This is a genomic window from Vibrio porteresiae DSM 19223 (assembly GCF_024347055.1).
Classification (GTDB): Bacteria; Pseudomonadota; Gammaproteobacteria; order Enterobacterales; family Vibrionaceae; genus Vibrio; species Vibrio porteresiae.
Window position 1 is genome coordinate 1052497 of sequence record NZ_AP024895.1, and the last position, 24484, is coordinate 1076980.

The 24484-nt window shown below is 46.1% G+C and carries 19 protein-coding genes and 1 pseudogene; 10 read left to right on the top strand and 10 right to left on the bottom strand.

The features are described from left to right. Positions 1 to 95 precede the first annotated feature (95 nt). The 3 genes from OCV11_RS05000 to imuA form a co-directional block, all read right to left on the bottom strand. Positions 96 to 3167 (bottom strand): error-prone DNA polymerase, encoded by a 3072-nt coding sequence (locus OCV11_RS05000; RefSeq protein ID WP_261895374.1) that lies wholly within the window; start codon positions 3165 to 3167, stop codon positions 96 to 98. 78 nt (positions 3168 to 3245) lie between these two features. Next, the gene (locus OCV11_RS05005; protein WP_261895376.1) at positions 3246 to 4655 is read right to left on the bottom strand and encodes a Y-family DNA polymerase; all 1410 of its coding nucleotides are present in this window, start codon (positions 4653 to 4655) and stop codon (positions 3246 to 3248) included. 3 nt (positions 4656 to 4658) lie between these two features. After that, on the bottom strand, positions 4659 to 5333 hold the full coding sequence (gene imuA / locus OCV11_RS05010; RefSeq protein WP_261895377.1) for a translesion DNA synthesis-associated protein ImuA: 675 nt from the start codon (positions 5331 to 5333) through the stop codon (positions 4659 to 4661). Positions 5334 to 5576: 243 nt separating this feature from the next. On the opposite strand from imuA, the gene OCV11_RS05015 reads away from it, so the two are divergent. From OCV11_RS05015 to OCV11_RS05045, 7 genes and pseudogenes are all read left to right on the top strand, one after another. Beyond that, positions 5577 to 6101 carry a sorbitol dehydrogenase family protein gene (locus tag OCV11_RS05015; RefSeq protein ID WP_261895379.1) on the top strand — a complete coding sequence of 175 codons (525 nt, stop codon included), beginning with the start codon at positions 5577 to 5579 and terminating at the stop codon, positions 6099 to 6101. Next, a complete protein-coding gene (locus OCV11_RS05020; RefSeq protein ID WP_261895381.1) occupies positions 6101 to 7684 on the top strand; it encodes a GMC family oxidoreductase in 1584 nt (527 codons plus the stop codon). The genes OCV11_RS05015 and OCV11_RS05020 overlap by 1 nt, the downstream gene beginning before the upstream one ends. Before the next feature lies 1 nt (position 7685). Next, on the top strand, positions 7686 to 9023 hold the full coding sequence (locus OCV11_RS05025) for a cytochrome c (RefSeq protein ID WP_261895382.1): 1338 nt from the start codon (positions 7686 to 7688) through the stop codon (positions 9021 to 9023). Positions 9024 to 9223: 200 nt separating this feature from the next. Then, positions 9224 to 9685, top strand: a pseudogene (tnpA, locus tag OCV11_RS05030) (IS200/IS605 family transposase). A 724-nt stretch (positions 9686 to 10409) separates the two neighbouring features. Beyond that, positions 10410 to 11135: a gluconate 2-dehydrogenase subunit 3 family protein gene (locus OCV11_RS05035; protein WP_261895384.1), complete on the top strand. Its 726-nt coding sequence runs from the start codon at positions 10410 to 10412 to the stop codon at positions 11133 to 11135. Positions 11136 to 11151: 16 nt separating this feature from the next. Further along, positions 11152 to 12921: a GMC family oxidoreductase gene (locus OCV11_RS05040; RefSeq protein ID WP_261895385.1), complete on the top strand. Its 1770-nt coding sequence runs from the start codon at positions 11152 to 11154 to the stop codon at positions 12919 to 12921. Positions 12922 to 12926: 5 nt separating this feature from the next. Next, a complete protein-coding gene (locus tag OCV11_RS05045) occupies positions 12927 to 14246 on the top strand; it encodes a c-type cytochrome (protein ID WP_261895387.1) in 1320 nt (439 codons plus the stop codon). Between the two features lie 167 nt (positions 14247 to 14413). Here the strand turns inward: OCV11_RS05045 and gstA are convergent, their stop codons facing one another. Together gstA and OCV11_RS05055 are read right to left on the bottom strand one after the other, a co-directional pair. Beyond that, positions 14414 to 15016 (bottom strand): glutathione transferase GstA, encoded by a 603-nt coding sequence (gene gstA / locus OCV11_RS05050; protein WP_261895388.1) that lies wholly within the window; start codon positions 15014 to 15016, stop codon positions 14414 to 14416. Positions 15017 to 15142: 126 nt separating this feature from the next. Continuing rightward, complete coding sequence (locus OCV11_RS05055) at positions 15143 to 15886, bottom strand: YciK family oxidoreductase (RefSeq protein WP_261895389.1); 744 nt, start codon at positions 15884 to 15886, stop codon at positions 15143 to 15145. A gap of 88 nt (positions 15887 to 15974) precedes the next feature. Between OCV11_RS05055 and sohB the strand changes: the two genes are divergently transcribed. Both sohB and OCV11_RS05065 read left to right on the top strand, forming a co-directional pair. Further along, positions 15975 to 17036, top strand: a complete 1062-nt coding sequence (gene sohB / locus OCV11_RS05060) for a protease SohB (protein WP_261895391.1) — start codon at positions 15975 to 15977, stop codon at positions 17034 to 17036. Positions 17037 to 17300: 264 nt separating this feature from the next. Beyond that, a complete protein-coding gene (locus OCV11_RS05065) occupies positions 17301 to 18260 on the top strand; it encodes a transposase (protein WP_261895392.1) in 960 nt (319 codons plus the stop codon). A gap of 23 nt (positions 18261 to 18283) precedes the next feature. Here the strand turns inward: OCV11_RS05065 and fes are convergent, their stop codons facing one another. Next, positions 18284 to 19588, bottom strand: coding sequence for an enterochelin esterase (fes, locus tag OCV11_RS05070; RefSeq protein WP_261895393.1), 1305 nt, complete (start codon positions 19586 to 19588; stop codon positions 18284 to 18286). A gap of 233 nt (positions 19589 to 19821) precedes the next feature. Next, the gene (gene rrtA, locus OCV11_RS05075; RefSeq protein ID WP_373332804.1) at positions 19822 to 20490 is read right to left on the bottom strand and encodes a rhombosortase; all 669 of its coding nucleotides are present in this window, start codon (positions 20488 to 20490) and stop codon (positions 19822 to 19824) included. Between rrtA and OCV11_RS05080 the strand changes: the two genes are divergently transcribed. Beyond that, positions 20389 to 20997, top strand: coding sequence for a tRNA-uridine aminocarboxypropyltransferase (locus tag OCV11_RS05080; protein WP_261895395.1), 609 nt, complete (start codon positions 20389 to 20391; stop codon positions 20995 to 20997). The genes rrtA and OCV11_RS05080 overlap by 102 nt on opposite strands. Positions 20998 to 21010: 13 nt before the next feature. Here OCV11_RS05080 and OCV11_RS05085 read toward each other — a convergent pair whose 3' ends face one another. The 3 genes from OCV11_RS05085 to OCV11_RS05095 form a co-directional block, all read right to left on the bottom strand. Beyond that, complete coding sequence (locus tag OCV11_RS05085) at positions 21011 to 22321, bottom strand: anti-phage deoxyguanosine triphosphatase (RefSeq protein ID WP_261895397.1); 1311 nt, start codon at positions 22319 to 22321, stop codon at positions 21011 to 21013. A gap of 42 nt (positions 22322 to 22363) precedes the next feature. Further along, positions 22364 to 22948 (bottom strand): 5'-deoxynucleotidase, encoded by a 585-nt coding sequence (yfbR, locus tag OCV11_RS05090; protein WP_261895398.1) that lies wholly within the window; start codon positions 22946 to 22948, stop codon positions 22364 to 22366. Between the two features lie 139 nt (positions 22949 to 23087). Further along, a complete protein-coding gene (locus OCV11_RS05095; RefSeq protein WP_261895399.1) occupies positions 23088 to 24302 on the bottom strand; it encodes a pyridoxal phosphate-dependent aminotransferase in 1215 nt (404 codons plus the stop codon). Positions 24303 to 24484 lie beyond the last annotated feature (182 nt).

Here is a 24484-nt window from a genome sequence, read left to right on the forward strand (position 1 = left end):
AACTAGCGACATATTGAACACAACAAGGCGCCAAATGGCGCCTTGTTGGTTTCTGGTGGTCTCTTTTCTAAGAGAGTTCCTGCTACAGGGTGAACTTAGTGAAAGTCGCGTGACTTCGCCTGTAGCGTCGCTAGTTGTGGCGTCATATCAATCAGACGCCCCGCAATCACATGGCATACATCGCCCTCTTTTTCCAATAGGCCTTTGACCATCAAGATTTTTGCGTTGAGGTAAGGTTGTTTTTGCGCGCGAGCGGTAGCGCGCCACACCACCACATTGACATTACCGGTGTCATCTTCAAGAGTAAAAAAGGTCACACCTCCTGCTGTACCCGGTGATTGTCGTCCTGTCACAACGCCAACGACTGTCACCAGTGAACGGTGCGTTTGCCAAGCTAAATCCTTTTGCCGGATAAAATGACCTAGCACACCCGCGCTCTCGAGCAATGTGATTGGGTGGTGTTCTAGTGATAATCCCAGTGCAGCATAATCTTCGATCAAGTTATCAGCGGCGCTGGGGGCAGAGTAGTGGGTGACCTTTTCTTCCTGCAAATCGCGAAATAGAGGAAGATCGTTAATGGTATCCATTAACTCCCAACGAGTGGCATAGCGATTATGCGCCAGCTTTGCCATGGCATTAGCGGAAGCCAACGCTTCAATGTCTTTGCGATTGAGCCCTAATTGTTTAAGTTGGCTGATATGAGAAAAGCCCTGCTCAGGCCGTTCACCTAATAGGGTAAATGCCCCTTGAGCACTGAGTCCTTTCACTTGCCGCAGCCCCACGCGAATGCCGTGCGGAGTGTGTGTGGCGATCACCGTGTGATCATATTCAGAAGCGTTGACACAGACAGGATTGACACGGATTCCGTGGCGTTTGGCATCTTGTATCAGCTGTGACGGAGAGTAAAAGCCCATCGGTAAGCTATTGAGCAACGCAGTATAAAATTCTGCGGGATAGTAATACTTGAGCCAAGCAGAACAGTAGGCCAGCACGGCAAACGAAGCTGAGTGGCTTTCTGGGAAACCGTATTCGCCAAAGCCACAGATTTGGTCATATAAGGTTTGGGCAAATTGATGGCTATAGCCGCGACTTTCCATGCCATCGATCAACTTGTCTTTGAACTTGGCGAGTTGGCCATTTTTCTTCCACGACGCCATAGCGCGGCGCAGCTGATCGGCTTCACCACCGGTAAATCCTGCGGCCACCATGGCTAACTTGATCACTTGTTCTTGGAAAATCGGCACTCCCATGGTGCGCTCGAGCACTTGCTTCACTGCTGATGAAGGGTAGGTGATGGGTTCTAGTCCATCACGCCTTTTTAGAAATGGGTGCACCATGTCGCCCTGAATTGGGCCTGGACGGACAATGGCAATTTGAATCACCAAATCGTAATAACACCGCGGCTTTAAGCGAGGCAGCATGCCCATTTGTGCGCGCGATTCAATTTGAAATACACCCACGGTATCGGCACGTTGAATCATGCCATACACATTCGGGTCATCTTGCAGACGGGTAATATCGGCAATCGACAGCGCCCGCTGATGATGCTTAGCAATCAGATCAAAACATTTACGGATTGCCGTTAGCATGCCAAGGGCAAGAACATCGACTTTTAGCAGACCTAAACTTTCAATGTCATCTTTATCCCATTGAATGATTGTGCGTTCGGGCATGGAGGCATTTTCGATGGCGACCAACTCGTAAAGCGGACCTGAAGAGATCACAAAGCCCCCTACGTGTTGGGATAAATGGCGCGGGAACCCCATGATCTCATTGACTAAGCTAATAAACTGCTCACCTTTTAAGGAGCCAGCTTTGAGCCCTAGTTCAACCACTTGCGCTTGCCAGCCTTGGTCCTTGTCACGGCGATTGACGTTTTTAATAAAAAACTCCAGTTGCGACTCTTCAATCCCCAAAGCTTTCCCCACATCACGTACCGCGCTTTTGAAGCGATATGAGATCACCGTGGCGGCAATCGCTGCCCGTTCTCGACCATATTTTTGGTAAAGGTATTGAATCACCTCTTCACGACGTTCGTGCTCAAAATCCACATCAATATCCGGCGGCTCATTACGTTCTTTACTAATAAAACGTTCAAACAACACGGAAATTTGGCGAGGATCGACGGAGGTGATCTCTAAGCAGTAACAGACCACCGAGTTGGCAGCCGAGCCTCGTCCTTGATAGAGAATGGCCTGACGTTTGGCAAACATCACCATGTCGTGAATGGTGAGAAAATAAAATGGGTAATCGAGCTCCTCAATTAAGTCGAGCTCTTTAGCGATGATTTGTTCAATTTCAGTAGGGACTCCGCTAGGAAAACGCAGCTGTTTTCCCTGTTCAACCAATCGGCGTAAATAGCCTATCGCAGACTCTCCCGGCGGTACCAATTCACTGGGGTACTCATAGCGTAAAGAATCAAGGGTGAATTGGCATTGCTCGGCAATGCGGACACTTTCAGTCAGCCATTGACTGGGAAAGAGTTTCTCTAATTTGGTTTGGCTGCGTAGCGCACGCTCAGTATTGGTGAGCAGATGCGACTGAACCTGTGGTACTGGCTGACCTTCTTTAATCGCCGTCAGAATATGTTGTAACGGCAGGCGAGTGGCATTGTGCATTAACACGCCGCCGCAAGCTGTGATAGGTAGGGCAAGCTGCTCAGCAAGTTGACGGCAATGCTCTAAATACAGATGTTCATCAGCATTGAGGTGACGCTGAACCGCCATCCAGAGACGGCCAACGTGATATTGCTTGAGCCACTCTCCCCAATGTAAATCGTGACCTTGATTTTGTGGCATCCACAATATCAAGCAGTGTTTCACTGACATCAAATCCCATTCGGAAAGTTGATAGTGGCCCTTTTCACTGCGCCGACGGGCATTGGTGATAATTCGACACAGCTCTGCATAGGCTTGGCGTGTCGGGCAGAGCAGCACAACTTGGCACTCATCATTGAGCCAAAAGAGGCTACCGACAATTAAGCGTATCGCTAACTGATGCTGCTTAATGGCGGTATAAGCACGTACCACGCCTGCGACAGAGCACTCGTCGGTGATGGCGATAGAGTGATAACGCAAAAAGTCAGCCTGCAAAGCCAACTCTTCTGCATGGGAAGCTCCCGTTAAAAACGAGAAATTGCTCTGACAAAACAGTTCAGCATACGCCATGATGACTCCTTTGATCGAATAAAGGGTGACTGCTCATCGGTGTTATCATTCACTTTTTGAACATTAACTTGTTGAAAGTTAGCCAAATAGTCCATGAATAAACCACTGCTGCTCTGGAGTGCGAAAAACCCATAACCAGCGCCCTTGTGCGGATTGAGCAATAAAATAGTCGCGAATGATCGCTTCACCGTCCCACCATCCCGTGGCGATTCGTTCTGGGCCATGAACTAAGGTGACTTTTTCAACCAGTGCTTCTGGAGTCGGGTAGAGCCATGTTGGACGCAGCTGAGCCTGCCGATGACTCGCTGGTGGCGTGGCAATCGGGTCGACGTAGCATGTGGCTTTTTCAGGGCGAGGGTCATCACTGCGCGTAGGGCGAAGCACATGTTCTGCGCCGAGTTTGGCTTGCAGGAGTCCTATTAACTCCAACGAACTTTGCCGACCTTTGTTGCCTTTAAACAGATCGCAAGCATCAGGTGAAGCTATTGCTGAGCGAATTACCTTGAGCGTTAACGCCATCACCGGATGAGTTAACTTGATTGATTCCATCGTTAAACGGCACAAGGTGAGCCAACGGTCGGTCTGGTAATCACCTTGAGCGGAAGTAAAAGTGAGTGTCTCTTGCTGTTTATCTCGTTGAATTAAGGTGAGTGCTAACTCATAAGCGACTTGATTACGTAGGCGCAAAAACAGCTCCAATTGGTGGAGCAGTTGCGTTAATGGCTTTTCTAACCATTGGATGTTGGTGATCTCATAGAGCAGGTCAAGATGACCATGAAACTGCTCCTTGGGATGATAAAACGGTAAGGGATGATGAAATTGCCCGAGCAAACGCCCGACATAGTTTACTAAGTCAATATCAAAGCGCCGTGCAATCTCTTGCATCGGCAGAGCAATTAAATCGCTTACCAGACGGATGCCCACGCGGCTTAGTTTTTCTTGATGTTGTAGGCTAAGTTCGGTTGCCGCCAGTGGGTAGGTGAGCAGGCGTGCTCGCAATGTCGCCGCATCTAACGTCAACATATTTTCCGCTTGTTTAGCCAGCAGCATCGCGCTAAGCGGTGAAAACCCCGTCGCATAACCATAACGAAGTGGATGATGTGTTGGGTAATTGGCAAGGTGTTGTTGCACCGCCTGCCAGTAGTTCTCTAAGCCAGAATAGAGTGTCAGCATATTGGTGATTTTGAGCAGCAATCCTTGAGGAGGAAAGAGCACGATGTCGGAGGTAACGAGATAGAGCCACTGCGCTAAGTGCTCCAATATTGTCGCCTCTTGCTTGGGGTCATACGGCTGCACTTGCAGCTGTGAGCAGAGCGAGGCCGCTGCGCCGAGTCCCATCCCCAGTTGAATACCTTCGTGTATGGCAGCAGAGCTTGCTTGCACTATGTGATGATCACGCCCTTGAACCAATACCAAAGGGCGCTCCTCTTCAAGAAACAGCGTATCCAACTGTAGCGATGGAAAATGCAGATACAACCAAGTTTGCATAATTTACCCTTGCTTTTGAATCGGAAACGGAACCACCACTGGTGAGGTGAGCGGCTTGGTTAAACTGTTCCAGCGTTGTCGAAAATTGACCACAAATGGCTCACTCGACCAGCCACCACGCCGTTTGGCGATAGTGACTTGCAGCCCATCACTGTCTGCTGCCAGTTGTAAGCTTAAGGTGACCGGCAGAGAAAACAGATGTTGCTGCTGTGGCCGAAAGAGAAAATGCAGGCTTTCACCCGTTTCACTCGCGACTTGTAGGCGCCTCGCTTGATGCACTTCGAGTTCTTCCTGCCACAATAACACTTGGCTACAGGCGCCACTTTTTAAGCATTGTTCTGCCGCCCATAGGGCTTCTTTAGCACTGCGCGGAGTGAGTACTAACACTTGGCTAAGCATCAGGCCAGCATGTTGGAGCGCTTCACTATGAACGTTTCCTGGTGGATTAATCAATACCGTGAGGCGGTCATTGTGCTGCTGTAAATAAGGAAGCAGTAGGCGCAATTCACCGATACCGATGGGGCTCTGAATTTCCACCACACCATGGGTAGGAAAACCACCACACAAGTGTGTATCCAGTTCAGGATAACCTGTCGACCGGTAGTCGGATGTTGTTTGAGTCTCTGAACCTTGCCAGAGCCAATGCTTGTTTTTGAGTTGTTCTATCAATTCATACATAACAAAATACCTGTATATATATACAGTATATTTCTCTCTCAAGAACATTCAAGAAAAACTTATTCGGTAGGATCTGCGTTGAGATTGTCCACTTGTATTAGTGAAACCTGTTAAATATGCATTTGATGTGTTAGTGTTAATTCCTTGTAACCTTTGGTTACATTTGCGCTGCATGTGTGGTGCAAAATTCAATATGTCGACTACTATTTTTACAATTATTCTTATTTTCTACTTTGGTAAGCTATGTTTGACAAATTTCACACCTCCCCAACTCGGGAGCAACGGCAGGCTCGACGCCGTTTACTCAAAGGGGTTGCGTCACTTGGTGTCGTGACACTGGTTTCCCCTTTCCCTCTGCGCGTTGCCGCTCAATCATTGGTCAGCAGCAACGATAAGATCTTTACCGCCATTTCTCTCAAATTGACTGAACGCAGCGAATTGCTCCCTGTGTTGTGTGAACGTTTTTATCGCGCGTTGAAACAACAGAATGCTCAGTTTGACCAAGAGCTGGAGGTTCTAGAGAAACAAATGACCCAGGCCAATGGTCAATCGCTTACTCAAGCGTTAAGTCCAGAAGCCAAGAAAACCGCCAAAACCATTCTCTCTGCTTGGTATACCGGCATTGTCGGTGAGGGCACACAAGCCCAAGTGATCACTTATCGTCACGCTTTGGAATTTGAAGCAGTCGATGATGTATTGCAGATCCGTTCTTACTGTCCTAATAAGCCTGGATTTTGGGCTGCCAAACCTGTGGAGAAAAAAGCGTAATGACAACAACAAAACAAGCCGATTTCGTGATTGTTGGTTCTGGTGTCGCGGGTGGATTGGTGGCTCATCAATTGGCTTTGGCTGGCAAATCTGTGCTGATTTTAGAAGCGGGTCCACGTTATTCTCGTGGCGAGATTGTCGAGCGCTTTCGAAATAGCCCTGACAAAATGGACTTTATGGCGCCATATCCTTCAACACCTTACGCGCCCCATCCTGAGTTTAATCCTAACAATGGTTATTTAATTCAAAAAGGCGAACAAGCCTATGATGCTCAGTATATTCGAGCTGTAGGTGGAACCACTTGGCACTGGGCGGCATCGGCATGGCGCTTTATTCCGAGCGATTTTAAGCTTAAATCCATTTACGGTGTTGGCCGTGATTGGCCATTAGAGTATCAAGACCTTGAGCATTGGTATCAACGCGCTGAAGAAGAGCTCGGCGTTTGGGGACCAAGTGATGAAGAGCTGGGCTCGCCTCGTTCTAAACCTTACCCAATGTCACCACTGTCTATTTCTTATAACGAACAAACGATTAAAGATCGCCTGAATCACAATGGATTCTATGTAGTGACCGAACCGGTAGCGCGTAACAGCCGCCCTTATGATAACCGTCCGACGTGTTGCGGTAATAACAACTGTATGCCGATCTGTCCAATAGGCGCGATGTATAACGGCATTACCCATGTGGAAAAAGCCGAAGCGGCTGGGGCACAAATCATCGATAAAGCGGTGGTGTATAAGATTGAAAAAGGCGCAGATAACCGCATTGTCGCAGTGCACTATAAAACGCCTAAAGGTGAGTCAGTCAAAGTTGAGGGTAAATATTTTGTGCTGGCCGCTAACGGTATTGAAACGCCGAAATTGATGCTGATGTCGGATGTGGGTAACAGCTCAGACATGGTTGGCCGTAACCTAATGGATCACCCAGGTACTGGGATTCGATTTTTTGCTAATGAAAAATTGTGGCCAGGGCGTGGTGCTCAGGAGATGACTTCCATCATTGGTTGGCGTGACGGCAAATTCCGTTCTCAGTATGCGGGTAAAAAAATCCACCTCTCTAACCTCTCGCGTACCGATCAGATGGCACAAGAGATCTTCGCTCAAGACCGCTTCTTAATTGCTGCGGATCTGAACAGCGAAATTCGCGATAAAGCATCACGTTATGTCCAGTTCGATAGTTTTCATGAGTTATTACCGCACCCAGAAAACCGCATTATGCCAAGCAGTACTCAACAAGATGCCCTCGGTATCGCGAAGCCTGAATTTTATTATGCGATTGATGATTACGTGAAGCGCAGTGCTGTCCATACCCGCGCAGCGTATACCAAGATCGCCAAACTGATGGGCGGAACCGAAATTCAATACAACGATGATTTCTCCAATAACCAGCACATTTGTGGCACGGTGATTATGGGGGATGATCCTAAAAACAGTGTGGTCGATAAAGATTGTCGTACGCATGATCATCAAAATCTATTTATTGCGAGCTCTGGCACGATGCCGACCGTCGGGACAGTGAACTGTACCTTGACTATCGCTGCACTCTCATTGCGTATCGCTGATACCTTGAAGAAGGAGGCGTAATATGACGTTTCGTCGTACTTTATTAGCCATCATTGTACTGGGCGCAGCGGGCGTGGGAGCAATTGTGTCTGGAATGTGGGCTCCCAAAACAGTCCAAACTCCTAAAGAAGCTCAAGTGGTCACAAGTCAGGTGCCAAACACGATGAGTCGTGGCGAGTATATTGCGCGCATGTCTGATTGCACGGCTTGTCATACGACTGATGCTGACAAGCCCTTTGCTGGTGGATTAGCCATGCCATTACCGATGGGCACGCTTTATTCTACCAATATCACGCCAGATAAAGAGACCGGGATTGGTAACTACAGCTTAGATGAATTTAAACGCGTGCTGCGTGAAGGGATTCGCCAAGATGGAAGCCGTTTATATCCTGCTATGCCATATACCGAATACACCAAATTATCGAATGCGGATATAGAGGCACTTTACGATTACTTTATGCATACGGTGAAGCCGATTCATCAAGAGAATCGTCATAACGACATTCCGGCAGTGCTTTCGATGCGCTGGCCTTTAGCATTGTGGAATTGGATGTTCCATACCCAAGGTGCCTATCAGGTCAATCGGGAAGAGAGTGCCGAATGGAACCGCGGCGCTTACCTTGTGCAAGGCTCGACTCACTGTGGCACTTGCCATACACCACGTGGTTTGGCGATGCAGTCTGTTGCCAGTGATGAAACAAAATCAGGTTTTCTTGGTGGAGCAGACCTAGCGGGTTGGCACGCCTTTAACATCACTCATGATGAAAAATCTGGTATTGGTGGCTGGAGTAATCAAGAGATTGTTCAATACCTAAAAACGGGATCTGTTCCGGGTAAAGCTCAGGCGGCAGGACCGATGGCAGAAGCGGTAGAGCACAGTTTTCAATATCTCTCGAATTCAGATTTGTATGCGATTGCAACCTATCTTCGTTCGGTGCCTGGAGTGAGCGACGATGGCGCTTCTCGTTTTGAACAGGGCAGTGCTAAAGCGCAAGATGTGCAGCTTCGAGGGCTACCTGTCGAGCAAGTTCGTAAAGATATGCCTGGCGCTTCCCTTTATATGGGAAATTGCAGTGTTTGTCATGATGCCGATGGCAGTGGCTCTCCCGATGGTTATTATCCATCGCTTTACCACAATAGCGTGGTTGGCAGTGATAAACCGGGTAACTTAGTGCAAGTGATTTTGCATGGGGTGAAACGTCACACCGCTGAAGGGAATGTGATGATGCCAGCGTTTGGGGAGCACCTCTCTGATGAAGAGATAGCCACACTGACCAATTTCCTCACTGCAACCTACGGTCAAGGTGATGCTCATCTTAAAGCAAGTGATATAAAAGCGTATCGCAGCTTGGGCGACTAACGTTGCTAGACTAGTCAAACCGCGAAGAGGTTACCTAATGCAGGTAACCTTTTTTTGTACAGAGAAAACCCCCAGCTTGGCTGGGGGTTCCGTTAAGCTTATAGCTATAAGTCAGTTATAAAACCCCTTTCAATTTGTTAGAAATACCTTGTGGTCTGGCAACTACAAGAGTTAATCAGAAATTGAAAGGGGGTCCCAATATGGGGGACGAGAAGAGCTTAGCTCACACAAGATGGAACTGTAAATATCATATAGTATTCGCACCCAAATATAGAAGGCAGGTGTTCTACGGTGAAAAACGTCGAGCAGTTGGAGAAATCTTGCGAAAGCTATGTGAATGGAAAGACGTGAATATACTCGAGGCTGAATGCTGTAAAGATCATGTTCATATGCTTTTAGAAATCCCACCGAAGTTGAGTGTTTCAGGTTTTATGGGATATTTAAAAGGTAAAAGTAGTTTGATGCTCTATGAGCGATTTGGGGATTTGAAGTTCAAATACCGAAATCGAGAATTTTGGTGCCGGGGTTATTACGTTGATACAGTCGGTAAAAATACAAGCCAGATCCAAAATTACATCAAGCATTAATTAGATCAAGACAAAATGGGAGAGCAACTGTCGATCCCATATTCAGGTAACCCGTTTACGGGTCGCAAGAAATAGTCATATGCAAATGTCAGATCACGATGCGCCTGCTAGGGCGCTGCTGGTAGGAGAGCCTTATAGGCGCATATGAAAAACCTCCGGCTATGCCGGAGGATATTTTTTTTCACAGAAGTTTTTGCACAAAAGAGCGGATAGTTATCTTCTTGTACGGTTAAGAATAAAATTACACGACCTGTTTAGTCATTTAAGTATCTCCTTATGGATTTATTTATAGTTATAATCTTTTTAAGATTACGAATAACATTAATTTATATTAGGCGTTTGTTGTTTAAATAATAAATTGATATATATATTCTATTGTCTGTTTTTCATTATTTATCTCTCTTTGTTTTTGGTCAAAATAATAAGCTTGGCATTGATTTTGTTACCTTGCTTGGGGTGGTTGGATGTTTATAATTCTGAATTATTTTGATAATAAATATACCTTATAAGTAACGGCAAAATTTTATTTTGGTTAACGAAGTGTTGCTATTTTTGTTTGTGGGAGTATTCTGTCGCCGTTTGTAATATTTTGTTACAGGATGGGTAATTTATATCAATGATTATTTTCAAAATTAAAATCACTGTGAATTTCCTTCTCGTCCTAAATAAGAGTTCCGAATTGGAATAGCGGCAAGATTATTTATCTCTTATGCTTGCTAGAGAGTAAATAAATAACAATCTCAACTTGCTCACACTTATTTAATAGGAAAGTACAGTTCTACCCTACAAGGATAATGATATGGATAGGAGAAATGCGCTTAAATTTCTAGGCAGGGCAGCATCAGCTCTGGCTATTGCGCCACATATTCAAGCCAAAGAGATGCACGGCGTCCCGCTCGATACGGCCATGAATGCTGACCATTTACCGCAACCTGCTCAAGCTGGCTGGAAAGTTTTGGTTGATCCTAAAGACCGCGCAACTCTAGCGGCCATTTTTGATCGCCTGATTCCTGCCGACCAATATGGTCCTTCTGCGACTGAAGCTGGCGGTCTCGAATTTCTTGATGACCAGCTTGCTGGTGATTATGGCTCAGGTAAAGCGCTTTACCTCGAAGGCCCAATGGATCGCAAAAATGAAGAGATGCTTATGGGTAAGCCGCAGTTTTTGGCTACACCGAAAGAGCGCTATCTGACCGGTATTAAAGCGCTGCAACAGTATGCTCAAACTCACTTTGGTAGCGATTTAGAAGCCTTATCTCCGGATAATATGGATCAGTTTCTGCTCAACCTTGAAGCTGGAAAAATCGATTTGGGCAAGGAAATTGATGGCAAGGCCTTGTTTGAACTGATGTTACAAAATGCACGCGAAAGTTATCTGGCGGACCCAATTTATGGTGGTAACCGCAATATGGCAGGGTGGAAGATGATTGGTTTCCCTGGCGCTCGTTATGATTACCGTCCATACCTTTCTCGCCCAGGCGAAAATCTAGAACTTATTCCTGTAAGTCTGATCCCTAACGATTAGGCCGGAGCACATAATAATGACAATACAAAGAGCAAAAGCCGATGTCGTGATCTGTGGTTTAGGATGGTCGGGTTCGATCATTGCTGAAGAACTGACGCGAGCAGGCTTAAATGTCGTGGCAATTGAACGTGGCGCATGGCGCGATACGTCGACGGATTTTCCACCTGCAGTTGACCCTGATGAACTTCGTTGGACCACTCGCCGAGCGATGACTCAGCCGATGAGTGTGGAAACCACGACGTTTCGTAATCATCCTAATCAAGATGCTGCACCGGTTCGTAACTGGTCCGCTTATCAATTTGGTTGGAACGTGGGTGGTGCTGGAACACACTGGGCTGGTATGTCTTGGCGTTTCACCCCATGGGATTTTGAGGCCGCAACGAAAACCCGTGAACGTTATGGGAAAAACAAAGCCAAAGATCTGCAGTTGCAAGATTGGGGCGTCACTTATGACGAAATGGAACCTTTCTACGATCGCTTTGAGCGCATCGCAGGAACATCCGGTAAAGCGGGTAATCTACAGGGCGAGAAGATAACGGGCGGTAACGTATTTGAAGGACCTCGCTCCCGCGACTATCCAACACCACCATTACAAGACACCCATTGGTTGGCGAAATATCGCAAACTGACAACGGACATGGGGTATCACCCTTTTTCGGTTCCCGCTGGTAACCTTTCGCAGTCTTATGTGAACCCTCTTGGTGTTTCCATGGGACCATGTACCTACTGTGGTTTTTGCGATTTCCACGGTTGTGGCAACTTTTCTAAATCGTCTCCTCAAGCGTGTATTTTGCCTGTATTGATGCGCCGTAAAAACTTTACTTTGCTCAGTGAAACGGAAGTACTACATGCGGTTAAACACGATGATGGTAAATCTGTGAAAGGTGTTAAGTTTATTACCCGTGACGGTAAAGAAGGCTTTCAACCAGCAGACATCGTCTGTATTACCGCTTATCAAATGGATAACGTACGTTTGATGCTACTTTCTGGCATTGGTGAACAATATGATCCTCGCACAGGTAAAGGCACCATTGGTCGTAACTACAGTTATCAAACTTGTTCTAGTGTGACGGGATTTTTTGATAACGAATATATGAACCCTTTTATTGGTGCTGGGGCATTAGCGGTTCAAATTGATGATTTTAACGGCGATAACTTTGACCACAGCGACGTAGATTTTATTGGTGGTGCGGGCATCATGGCTTTCAATACCAATGGCCGTCCAATTCAAAACGCGGATGCGATTCGTCCTGGTACTCGACGCTGGGGGAGCGAATGGAAAAAAGCGTTCTCTCGTGATTACCAAAATGCGGCAACACTGTTCTGTCAAGGAACCTCAATGCCGACGAAAAATGCGTTCCTTGACCTTGATCCTCGCTATACCGACCGGCATGGTCAGCCATTATTGCGCGTGACTTTTGACTGGAATAAAAACGACCAGCGTATGTCGAAGTTCATCACGGAACGTGCGGTGGAGATCATGAAGAAAGCGGGTGGTAAAGATCTGATGGTTGATAACCAAGCAGAAGCGAGCTGGAATCCATATAAACAACATAGCTCTCATACCATTGGTGGTGCAGTGATGGGGGCCGATCCAACGACGTCAGCGCTTAACCCATATTTGCAAAGTTGGGATGCCCACAACGTGTTTGTCGTCGGTGCATCAGCTTTTCCAAATAACGGTGGTTACAACCCAACTGTGACTGTAGGTGCGTTAGCGGTGCGAGCAGCTCGTGCAATTCATCAAACCTACATTAACAACCCTGGACAGTTGGTGAGAGGTTAAGAGCAATGAGTACGAAGAAAGGAAAAATCATCCGCTTTATAGCGATTGTGGTCGTGATCGTCGTCATTGTCGCTGGGTGGATGCTATGGAAAACATTTGATACCTCCCGCTCTGATGTTGCCGATGATTCTGTGCCGCTGTCTCAATTTAAAGCCAATGACCAAGCTGCCATTGCTCGTGGCGAATATGTCATGCGTGCTGGTGACTGTGGTGCATGTCATACGGCAGGCCATGGTGATATGGCTGGGGGCTATGATATTGAAACACCGTTTGGGTCATTGTACAGCTCTAACATCACGCCAGACCCAGACACTGGGATTGGTAACATGACTGAACGTGATTTCTTTAATGCGGTACGCCAAGGGATTGGTTCACATGGTTTCCTCTATCCGGCAATGCCTTATACCGCTTATGTGAAATTTACCGATCAAGACATGCATGATTTGTGGGCCTATTTCTCAACGGTTAAACCAGTGAAATACGACATTGATGAAACCAAAGACATGCCATTCCCATTTAACGTACGTTTGTCGTTAGCAGGCTGGGACATGCTCTTTTTCCACAATGAAGCATTCACCGAGGATAAGGCAAAAGATGAAGAGTGGAACCGTGGCAAATACCTTGTCGATGGTGGTGGTCACTGTTCAGCTTGTCATAACCCGCGTAACCTCCTTGGGGCAGAAGTGACGAGCAAATATCTGCAAGGGGGCAATTTAGGCAGTTGGTATGCGCCTGATTTAACGTCCAATCCACATAATGGTATCAGCAGTATGACCGTTGCTCAGATCCAGGAATACTTGAAAACCGGTTCAAATGGTATTGCTGTTGCATCTGGTCCTATGGGCGAAGCCATTGAAAACTCAACTCAATACTTTACTGACGCAGACTTAAAAGCGATTGGAACTTACCTCAAGTCACTTCCTCCATCCGAGGGCGGTCAAACCCATCCGCAACTTAAAGTGGCTAAGCAAGCGCCTTTGGCCTATGAAGTGAACTGTTCGGCGTGTCATGGTCTTAAAGGGGAAGGCATCACGGGTATGGTTCCAGCGTTTGCGAATAACAAAACTATTGCTGCAGATGACCCAAGCAACCTGATTCATGCGATGTTGAAAGGGACTCGTGCGCCATATACCGAAACACGAACCTCGGCTGCAGGTATGCCCTCTTTTGCTTGGAAGATGAACGATCAGCAAATAGCGGATGTGCTCAATTATGTGCGTAACTCGTGGGGCAATACGGCGGCTGAGATTACTGCTCAGCAGGTAGCAGATATGCGAAAAGCGCTGAATGCACGTGAAAAGTTAGCAACGCCACAGCAGAAATAACCTCAATGCTTATTTCAATAAACATACTTGCTGCAATAAACACATTCGCTTCGATTAACCAATGACGACGTGAATAGAGGGTAAGAAAAAAGCCGAACGGGAAACCGCTCGGCTTTTTATTTTCTTAAGACTCAACAGCAACGATAACGTTACGTTGAGTGAGAGGCTTAGATCAAACCTTCTGCTTTAAGCGCAGCTTGAACTGCAGGGCGCTGTGCTACACGTGCTGAGAATGCAGCAAGTGTTGGCCATGGTGTTAAATCGAATTTAACAATATTTGCCCAGTTCAGCACGGTAAATAGGTAAGCATCGGCAATCGAGAACTGGTTAGCAAATAGGTAATCGTTATCACCAAGTTGTTCTACAATCCAACCCAGACGTTTAGTTAGAGTTGCTTCTGCTGCTTGACGTGCATCAGCAGATTGCGCAGGGTTAAACATAGAACCCATAGGTTTGTGCAATTCTGTTGAGATGAACACCATCAAACTTTGTAATTGGTAACGTTCTTCACCCGCCGCAGGGATTAAACCCGCTTCTGGTTTTTGGTCGGCAAGGTATTGGGAAATAACCAGACCTTCAGTCAGAATATGGCCGTTATCTAATTGCAGAGCAGGAACGTAACCTTTTGCGTTGAGCGCGAGAAAGTCGGCGCCTGATTGGGTTTTCTTCGCTTTTAGGTCAACTTTATCTAACTCATGAGAAAGACCAAGTTCTTCTAGAACGATGTGCGGTGCGAGAGAACATGCACCAGGAGTAAAGTAGAGTTTCATGTTAGGAACTTCCTTGCCAAAAGGCGTTGGTGATTTATGCCTGTTTTTGAAACTCTAGTCTAAACATCACTCCCGAACAAACAAGTACTTACCATTTAGTAAGTACCTGTATATCAATCAATAAAATTATCGTTTAGGTTGGGCATCAATGCATTGACCATGTACAGCGGCGCTTTCTGGCGCCATTAGATACACGTAAAGAGGAATGATGTCTTCAGGGGTTTTTAGTGTATTGGGATCTTCAGCTGGGAATGCGCTCGCACGCATACTGGTGCGGGTGCCGCCAGGGTTAATGGCATTAACACGAATCGGCGTATCGCTTAGTTCATCGGCGAGCACTTGCATCATTCCCTCGGTCGCAAATTTGGATATAGAGTAGGTTCCCCAAAATGCGCGGCCAATATGACCCACAGTTGAACTGGTAAACACCAAGCGCCCAGTTTGAGATTTACGCAGTAGAGGCAATAGTGCCTGAGTCATCAAAAATTGCGCTTTGACATTCACTTGCATAACGGCATCGAATGTTGCTTCTTCAATTTGCTCTAAAGGGCACAGATCGCCAAGCAGACCAGCGTTGTGCAAAATACCATCTAAGCGGCCAAACTGTTGCTCGATAGTGGCTGCCATATCAAGGTAGTTTTGCTTGGTTGCACCGAGCATATCGAGAGGAATGATAGCGGGCTGTGGGTAACCTGCCGCTTCAATTTCATCGTAGGTTTTTTCTAATTTAGCCACAGTTCGGCCAAGCAAAATCACGGTGGCACCGTGAGCGGCATAACTTACAGCGGCTTGTTTACCGATACCGTCACCAGCGCCGGTAACTAGGATAACTTTATCATGCAGTGCAGTGGGAGATACGGAATAATCCACGTGCTACTCCTTCTTGTTAGAATTTCGTTTCAGTCTTGGTGACAAGATGGTTACAATACACTAATTCGCATGAAAGAGGATAAGAACATTGGAATTTTTGATGGACTATGGTCTGTTTCTGGCCAAGATCGCAACCATTGTGGTCGCTATCGTCGCATTGTTAGTCATTATCAAATCGGTCGGTGGTAAACATCACAGTGCGAAAGGTGAGTTAGAAGTGACTAACTTGACTGAAAAGCACAAAGAGATGGTTGAGCATTTAGAACACTATTTGCACGATGATGCTTTTTTGAAGGCGCGTTATAAAGCGGAGAAGAAAAGCGAAAAAGAGAAACACAAAGCGCGTGAAAAGGACGTTAAAAAATCTGCGAAAGCTGGTGATTTAAGTTCTGCTCGTGATCCTCATCTTTTCGTGCTGGATTTCAATGGCAGCATTGATGCAAAAGAAGTGGCGGCATTACGTGAAGAGATCACGGGTGTTTTAGCCGTTGCTCAAGAAGGTGATGAAGTCTTACTGCGTCTGGAGTCTGGCGGCGGTATGGTTCACGGTTATGGCTTGGCGTCATCACAACTGGATCGCATTAAAAATGCAGGACTGAAGCTCACTATCTCTGTTGATAAAATCGCAGCCAGTGGCGGCTATATGATGGCCTGTATCGGTGATCAAATCGTCTCAGCTCCATTTGCAATTGTCGGTTCTATTGGCGTGGTGGCTCAGTTGCCTAACTTCAATAAGCTCCTTAAAAAACATGACATTGAGTATGAGCAACTCACTGCGGGCGAATACAAACGTACGCTAACCATGTTTGGCGAAAACACCGATAAAGCCCGTGATAAGTTCAAGCAAGAGTTGGAAGAAACTCATGTTCTGTTCAAAGATTTTATCCGTGAACATCGTCCTGAACTGGAACTAGAAAAAGTAGCAACCGGTGAGCACTGGTTTGGTACTCAAGCTCTTGAACTGGGGCTGGTGGATGCGATTAAAACGTCTGATGACTTAGTGGTTGAAGCGTGCAAAGAGAAAACTGTGTTAGCTATTCACTATGTACAGAAGAAAAAACTGACGGACAAAATCGCTGGCGTTGCTGGCGAAGCTGCTGACAGCGTGTTTATGAAGCTGCTCAACCGCGGACAGCGCCCTATCGTATAGAGTGGGTTGATTTTATTAGTGTTAAAAGCTCTGCATCGCAGAGCTTTTTTTGTTTCTCTCTTACGAGGACAGGCACTTCATTTCTTATGAGGACAGACATCTTAATAGAGACGCCCAGCAGGATGTTTTTTACAGGGACAGGCACGCTAATTTTTAGTTTGTACTGCCACAAATTTTTGAACTTACTCGCAGCAAGTTTTTGTTCGGCTTCACTCTCCTTTTTGTTTATGCCACAACAGCAACAGTTTTTTCAGGATGTTGCTCATGACCATTGCTCGCCGTCGCCAAGTTGATACTACACTCACTCCTTATTATCACTGCGTTTCTCGTTGTGTGCGCCGCTCGTTTCTATGTGGTGTCGATGCTGTGTCTGGCAAAAGCTTTGAACATCGTCGACAGTGGGTTGAAAATCGGATTCTCTATTTGGCTGAGGTCTATTGTATTGATATCTGCTCTTATGCGGTGATGAGTAATCACTATCATCTGGTGGTTCATATAAATGAAGCCAAAGCGGCTGAGCTGTCTGATATTGAAGTCATCGAGCGTTGGGGAAAACATCATGTGTTGCACCCACTGGTTAAGCGTTTCCTTTCGGGTGATCTCGTAGCTAAGAGCGAAAAGGTTGCTGCGAGTAAATTGATTGGATTATGGCGAACTCGGTTAGCTTCTCTGAGCTGGATGATGAAAGAGCTTAATATGGCGATTGCCAAACAAGCCAATACGGAAGATAAATGTACGGGACATTTCTGGGAAGGACGCTTTAAATCACAAGCGCTTTTAGATGAAAAAGCATTATTGGCTGCGATGACTTACGTAGATCTCAATCCAGTAAGAGCCAATGTGGCGCCGACACCAGAAGAGTCAGTGCATACTTCACTTAAGCTGCGTTTATCTGCGTTGGAAAATCAACAGCCTACACCGTATTCCTTGTTTCCATTTGTTGGTGGAGAGGGCGTTGATCGCAAGGATGGAATTCCTTTTCGGCTAATGGATTACATCGAGTGGGTTGATTGGGTAGGACGCCATCATTATTCCGACAGTAGAGCTTCAATCGATCAACAACTCCCGCCGCTATTAGCGCGTTTGTCGGAGAATCAACGCGAGTTTTTACAGCTTTGCCATTGTGTTGAGCAGCGGCGGTGCTTGTGGATTGGCCAAAAAGATCAACTACTTCAAGCCAAACAACAGCTCAATAAACAGCGTATTCATGGTTTGGTCTGTTAATCTTTCGTTTGTTCGTCAACCCGTTACGAAAGAACATAGTGCAGACCTAGCATTAAGCTTCCACGCCAGCAAAGACGTTCGTGTCCGCCATCATAGGTACTAAAAAGAGTCTGGTTTTGACCGTGAGCAAGTAAAGCTTCGGCCACTTGCTGGTTCAATTCAACCATCCGTTTTTCTCTTAATCCTACATCGAGGTAGGACTTAATGGTGACCTCTTTAGATAGTTCATTTTGAATAAAATCAACGAATTTAGCATCTAAAGTAGGCAGAACTTCATCCTTTGATTGCTGACGAATTTGCTCTCGATGAGGCCACCAAAAAGAACCCGATGAACTGACCACGCAGCCAAAGCGCTCTGGCCAGTGAAGAGCAGCATACATTGACGTTAAGCCGCCATAACTTTGCCCGGCAACCACCGTTTTAAGAGGATTACGTGTGACTTGGTATTGAGCTTCTATTTGAGGAATGAGCTCTTGTTGGATGGCTTGCCAATAGATTGGATTACAGGTGAGGTCTTCACCGCGATGGCGACGATTGATCGCATCGATCATCACATAGACTGCTTCGGGTAAATAACCGCTCTGGGTGTTGTCATCTAGCGCTGAGAATACAGGCATTTGCTGAGCCCAAAAATCCCCATCTTGCATGATAACTAAAGGTAAATCAGTTGCTTGTGAAGATGCAGTGCTATAACACCAAACTTGACGAGATTTGTTCATTAATGCGGATTGCCAAGTAAATTCAACCACTTCTGCTTGTGCAAAAGCTTCGCCCCTTGTTTGGTCAAAACGTTCCCACCCTGGCTGATAAGGCGCTTCTGGCATTGCATATTGAGAATATTCTTTACCCCATAGGCAGTTCGGTAGATTACGCTTTTGTAGTGGGTCAACAGTGGCATAGTTGGCCATTGTGCTCATAAGCCAATGTCTATGCTGCTGTTTTTGTTCTTGCATGGAGCCGTGATAGTTGGGTTGAAGCCCTTCTTCAGGAACAGGAACGAACGCATAGGCTCCGCGCCAAGCATTGGGCAGGCGACAACAAAAATAGTAGAGGTCAGAGTCTGGATACTGAGTGAATTTGTCTGGTGTGAAACTGTGATGATCAGTGATACCGTGAATATCTAAATAGACCGCTGCAACCGGATAGAATGCAGCATTTCTCCAAATAAAACAGGCATCTGCGTAACCATTGTCTGTCGGTAGCAATAAAGGTGTGCCGATGTTTTCCAGTTCATTCCACCACTCTTGAGAGGCGATGGAGAGGGCATTCAGTTTTGGATAATGCTCAAGAAATGAATGAAGATCAGCAGAAGAAGTGTTGAGTTGCATGCGCCATCCTTACCAGACTAATGAAATACGCCCCGCAAAGAGTAATCAATTCAGATAAATAAGGCTAGAAATAATAACTATTATCAACAATATTAATGTGTTGAACACTCTAGTTGAAGTGCCTGTCCTTTCAAAAAATCCCGTGGCTAAGATGGCTAAGATGCCTGTCCTCGTAAGATATGGCTCTTGTTAGAGTGCCTGTCCCCATAATAGAGGTCTTGCTCTGCGATAGGCTATAAAGCGGTTTTTCGACTTTTATGTTGAGATAACAGATGGTTGGCTAGGGCGGTTAGAGTGCCTGTCCCCATACCGGCGAGGTGCGCTTGGATGGCGACTTTGGCGTTGATGAGCTGTGCGGTTTCGGCGGAGGGGCCGAAGGTTTGTTCCCACGTTACTTTGGCGATAACGGCGATAAACAGAATCCAGCTGGAGCGGCGTCCTTCAAGTGCTTCTTTTAAGGCAAAAAACGCAAATAGACCGTGTAACGTGCCTGATAATCCGACGTAACTGGTCAGTGAACTAAAAAGCAGACATAGACCAACGAAAATACTCCCCCCTATACTGACCAGTACCAATTGGCGACTTTGTGGTTTAAAAATAAACCCACATAGCCATAAAGCCGCTAAATTCATTAAAAGGTGGGGAAAGTTGGTATGAGTGAAGTTTCCTGTTAGGATGCGCCACCACTGTCCGTGTTCAATCGGGGTCAGTTGCCAAGCCGCAAGACTCGCGAAAGGCTCAAATTGTAGTGTTAGACAAACTAAACTCATTAACAGCAGCGATAGGTAAAGATTCACAACATGTCCCGTTATTGTTCCCAGTGTGGTAAAGCGCACAAAGTGTGTATTTGCAGTGTGATAACCCCACTTCATAGTGGCGTCGAGCTTATCATTCTTCAACATCCGACAGAAGAACATCGTCCGATGGGCACAGCTCGCATCCTCAGCTTATCGCTCAATAATAGCCAAGTTTTGATTGGTGAAGATTTTCGCCAAGATGAAACACTCAATACTTTGTTAAGTGAAGAGGGCGTAGTTCACTATGTGCTTTATCCTAGTGACACTTCCATTTCGGCAACCGATGTCATCGCGCAGCATCAACCTGAGCAAAAAGTGCGGGTGATTTTATTGGATGGCACCTGGAAAAAAGCATTCAAAATGTGGCAGCTCAATACTCAACTTCATGCTTTGCCAGCGCTGCATCTGCCCACGGATCTCAAAGGCAATTACCGAATTCGTAAAGCACCCAGTGATAATGCATTATCCACCGTTGAAGCGGGTTACCATCTGTTATCGATGTTAGACACCAGCACCGATTTCTCCCCTTTGTTATCGGTCTTTGATCACATGATAGAAGAGCAGATCCGGCATATGCCACCGGGCGTTTTCGAGCGCAATTATCGTCAATAATCTCTAGCGTGACTTAACCGAACAGCTCTTGATGAATCCGCTGGGCATAACCATCCGTCATTGCCGCGATGTAATCGCACAGCACCCGCATTCCATCACTGTGTGAGCTTTCTGCTGCAGCCCATTTCTCTTTGGTCGCTTGTGGAAGGAGCCTTTCTGGATCGGCGCTCAAGGCTTCAAACAGATCCATGATCAGTTGCTGACCGCGATATTCAAAACGCTGCACGTTAGGTACTTGAATCACATACTGATTCACAAAGCCTTTGAGCACCTCAAGGGCATCCGACATCTCAGGTGTCAAATAAGCGTTATAAGCCAATAGCGGGCTATCAAAATCCGCCACCACTTTTTCAACGCGAATACTGGTTAGCAGTGCATTGACTATGCTGCCAATCGCATCCTTACGCACATAGTGCTTGTCAGAAAAAAGCATCTCTGTAAGTTCATCAAGTTCAGTCGCAAACCAGCTTTCAGGATAGCGAGCGAGAGCGCCATAAGCGCCTTGCTGCCACTGCATTTTGCTCACCATACCTAATACAATCGCATCTTCCAAATCGTGTACGCCGTAGGCAATGTCATCGGCCAATTCCATAATTGAGCAATCGAGAGATTTGAATTGCGTTTTTTGATGCTCGTAAGGCGTTGCCGCTGGCTCTCGCATTTGCTTAATAAGCTGACGATCCTTGTCTGATAATGGGTCAAACACCCAATTAAGCATTGAACTATCGCAATCATAAATTCCTTTGGCCGGCATCCAATCACGGGCTTTGAGCTGTCGAATTTCGACCGACTCATGCAATTTCTCTGCACGTGTTTCACTAAGTAGCGCTGGGTATTTCAGCAACCCTAGCAGAGTGCGGCGCGATAAGTTCATCCCATGGTGTTCGGTATAAGGCTCTAAACTCGTCACTATGCGAAACGTTTGGGCGTTGCCCTCAAAACCACCGTGTTCACGCATCATGTAATTCAACGCGATCTCCCCACCATGACCAAAAGGCGGGTGACCAATATCATGCGCCAGACACAGTGAATCAATCAGACTGTCTGAAGGCATTAATTCACGTAATTCGGGTTGTTTATTTTTGATTTGGGCAACGATGCCCGTACCAATCTGCGCGACTTCAAGGGAGTGGGTTAACCTTGTGCGGTGAAAGTCATTGAGATTGGTGCCATGCACTTGCGTTTTGGCTTGCAAGCGACGAAAGGCGGCAGAGTGCAAAATCCTTGCACGGTCACGCTGGAATGGGGAGCGATGATCGTTTAAACGAACTTTATGTTCGTCATTATTACGTTCGAGCCATTGTTCACTGATTGAAAAAGACATTGCTTCTCCTACTACCGCCCTTTTTCTTCAATTTACAACCTGTTAACTAATCTCGTCTAGCGTTAATTCGAAACTAGGAGCAAAGGTATGCAGAAAATAATCCATCTCTTCGGTATAGCGCTCTTTGAGTGTGACATCGAGGCGTTTTTTTGCCAATGCGTACTCTTGGTTGCCTGCGCTCAGCTCTTCTAAACATTTGAGGTAAGCGCAGATGCAGTCGGCCTGTTTCACCACAGCCGCATCTTCAGGATCGGCCGCTTCTGAAATTAGAAACGGAGCGAAATCTTCCTGCAGCTCTTCCGGCAGCATGGATAGCAGGCGTTTTTCTGCCGCGGCTTCAATCTTCTTATACTCTTTGGCGATCTCGGGATTGTAGTATTTGACTGGGGTCGGTAGGTCGCCAGTGAGCACTTCACTGCTGTCGTGGTACATGGCTTTGATAGCAATACGTTCTGGATTCAGTTTTCCACCAAATTTTTTGTTTTTGATGACGGCAAGTGCATGCGCCACAAAGGCCACTTGCAAACTGTGTTCGGAGATATTTTCTTTAGAGATAGAACGCATCAGCGGCCAGCGCTGAATGAGTTTCATACGAGCTAAGTGCGCAAAAAAATGACTCTCTTTCATAACTGATTACATCCTTCGAAAGCGAAATGTGTTCACAGTGTACAAAAGAGAGCCACTAAACGATAGTCATGGGCGCATGACTATCGTTTTGCTGTTTGCGAAAAAGTGCTTTTGGTGAAAAGAACTTAAGGCAAAAAGATTATTGACGGTAGGTGCTTAGGAAGCGTTCAAAGCGACCAATCGCAATTTCAAGGGTTTCTACGTGTGGCAAAGTCACGATACGTACGTGGTCTGGCTCTGGCCAGTTAAAACCAGTACCTTGAACTAGCAACACTTTTTCCTGTACGAGAAAATCTTCAACCAATTTTTGGTCATCTTTTAGATTGAATTTTTTCTTATCCAATTTAGGGAAAAGGTACATCGCACCTTTGGGTTTCACACAAGAAACACCAGGAATCTGGTTGATCAGTTCCCACGCACGGTCGCGTTGCTCAAGAAGACGACCGCCAGGTAGGATCAGCTCGTTAATACTTTGATAGCCACCCAGTGCCGTTTGAATGGCGTGCTGCATCGGCACGTTGGCACACAAACGCATCGAGGCCAGAATATCTAAGCCAGCGATAAATCCTTTGGCAAGGTGTTTAGGACCGGTTAGGAACATCCAGCCACCACGGAAACCACATACGCGATACGCTTTAGATAGACCATTGAATGTCATCACTAAAATGTCATCGGCAAGGGTTGCGATAGAAGTATGAGTTGCGCCGTCGTAAAGAATTTTGTCGTAGATTTCATCGGCAAAAATCATCAGATTATTTTGTCGCGCGATTTCAACTATCTCTAGAAGAAAATCACGTGAATAAACCGCACCAGTCGGGTTGTTTGGGTTGATTAGGACAATGCCCCGGGTTTTTTTTGAAATCTTTTTCTTGATGTCTTCAAGTGAGGGTAACCAATCTGCTTGTTCGTCGCAGAGATAGTGTACGGCATTACCACCGGCCAAAGAGACGGCTGCAGTCCACAACGGATAGTCCGGTGCAGGAACTAACATTTCGTCGCCATTATTCAACAAAGCTTGCATAGACATCACAATCAGTTCAGACGCGCCGTTACCAATGTAGACGTCTTCTACATCAAGACTGCGAATCCCTTTTTTCTGATAGTACTGTACTACTGCCTTACGAGCAGAGTAGATGCCTTTAGAATCACAATAACCTTGTGAAGTCGGCAAATTACGGATCACATCGACCAGGATTTCATCCGGGGCGTCAAAACCAAATGGGGCAGGGTTACCGATGTTTAGCTTCAGTATTTTATTCCCCTCTTCCTCCATGCGTTTAGCATGTTTGAGTACTTGACCCCTAATGTCATAGCAGACATTATCGAGTTTGGATGACATCCCGATATTTTGCATTGTTTTGTTCCTGATTATGATTGTTTTGTATTATCAAGCTACACTAAATGGCTTTTTTTTAGAATAAAAATCTAAAAAAATAATTGTTATTGATAGGTAACTAAATTGAGCTGAGACAAGCCAAAGGGAAAAAGATGGGGTACAACCTTGATTTCAGTGTGCTCTCTCAATAGAGTAGCCGA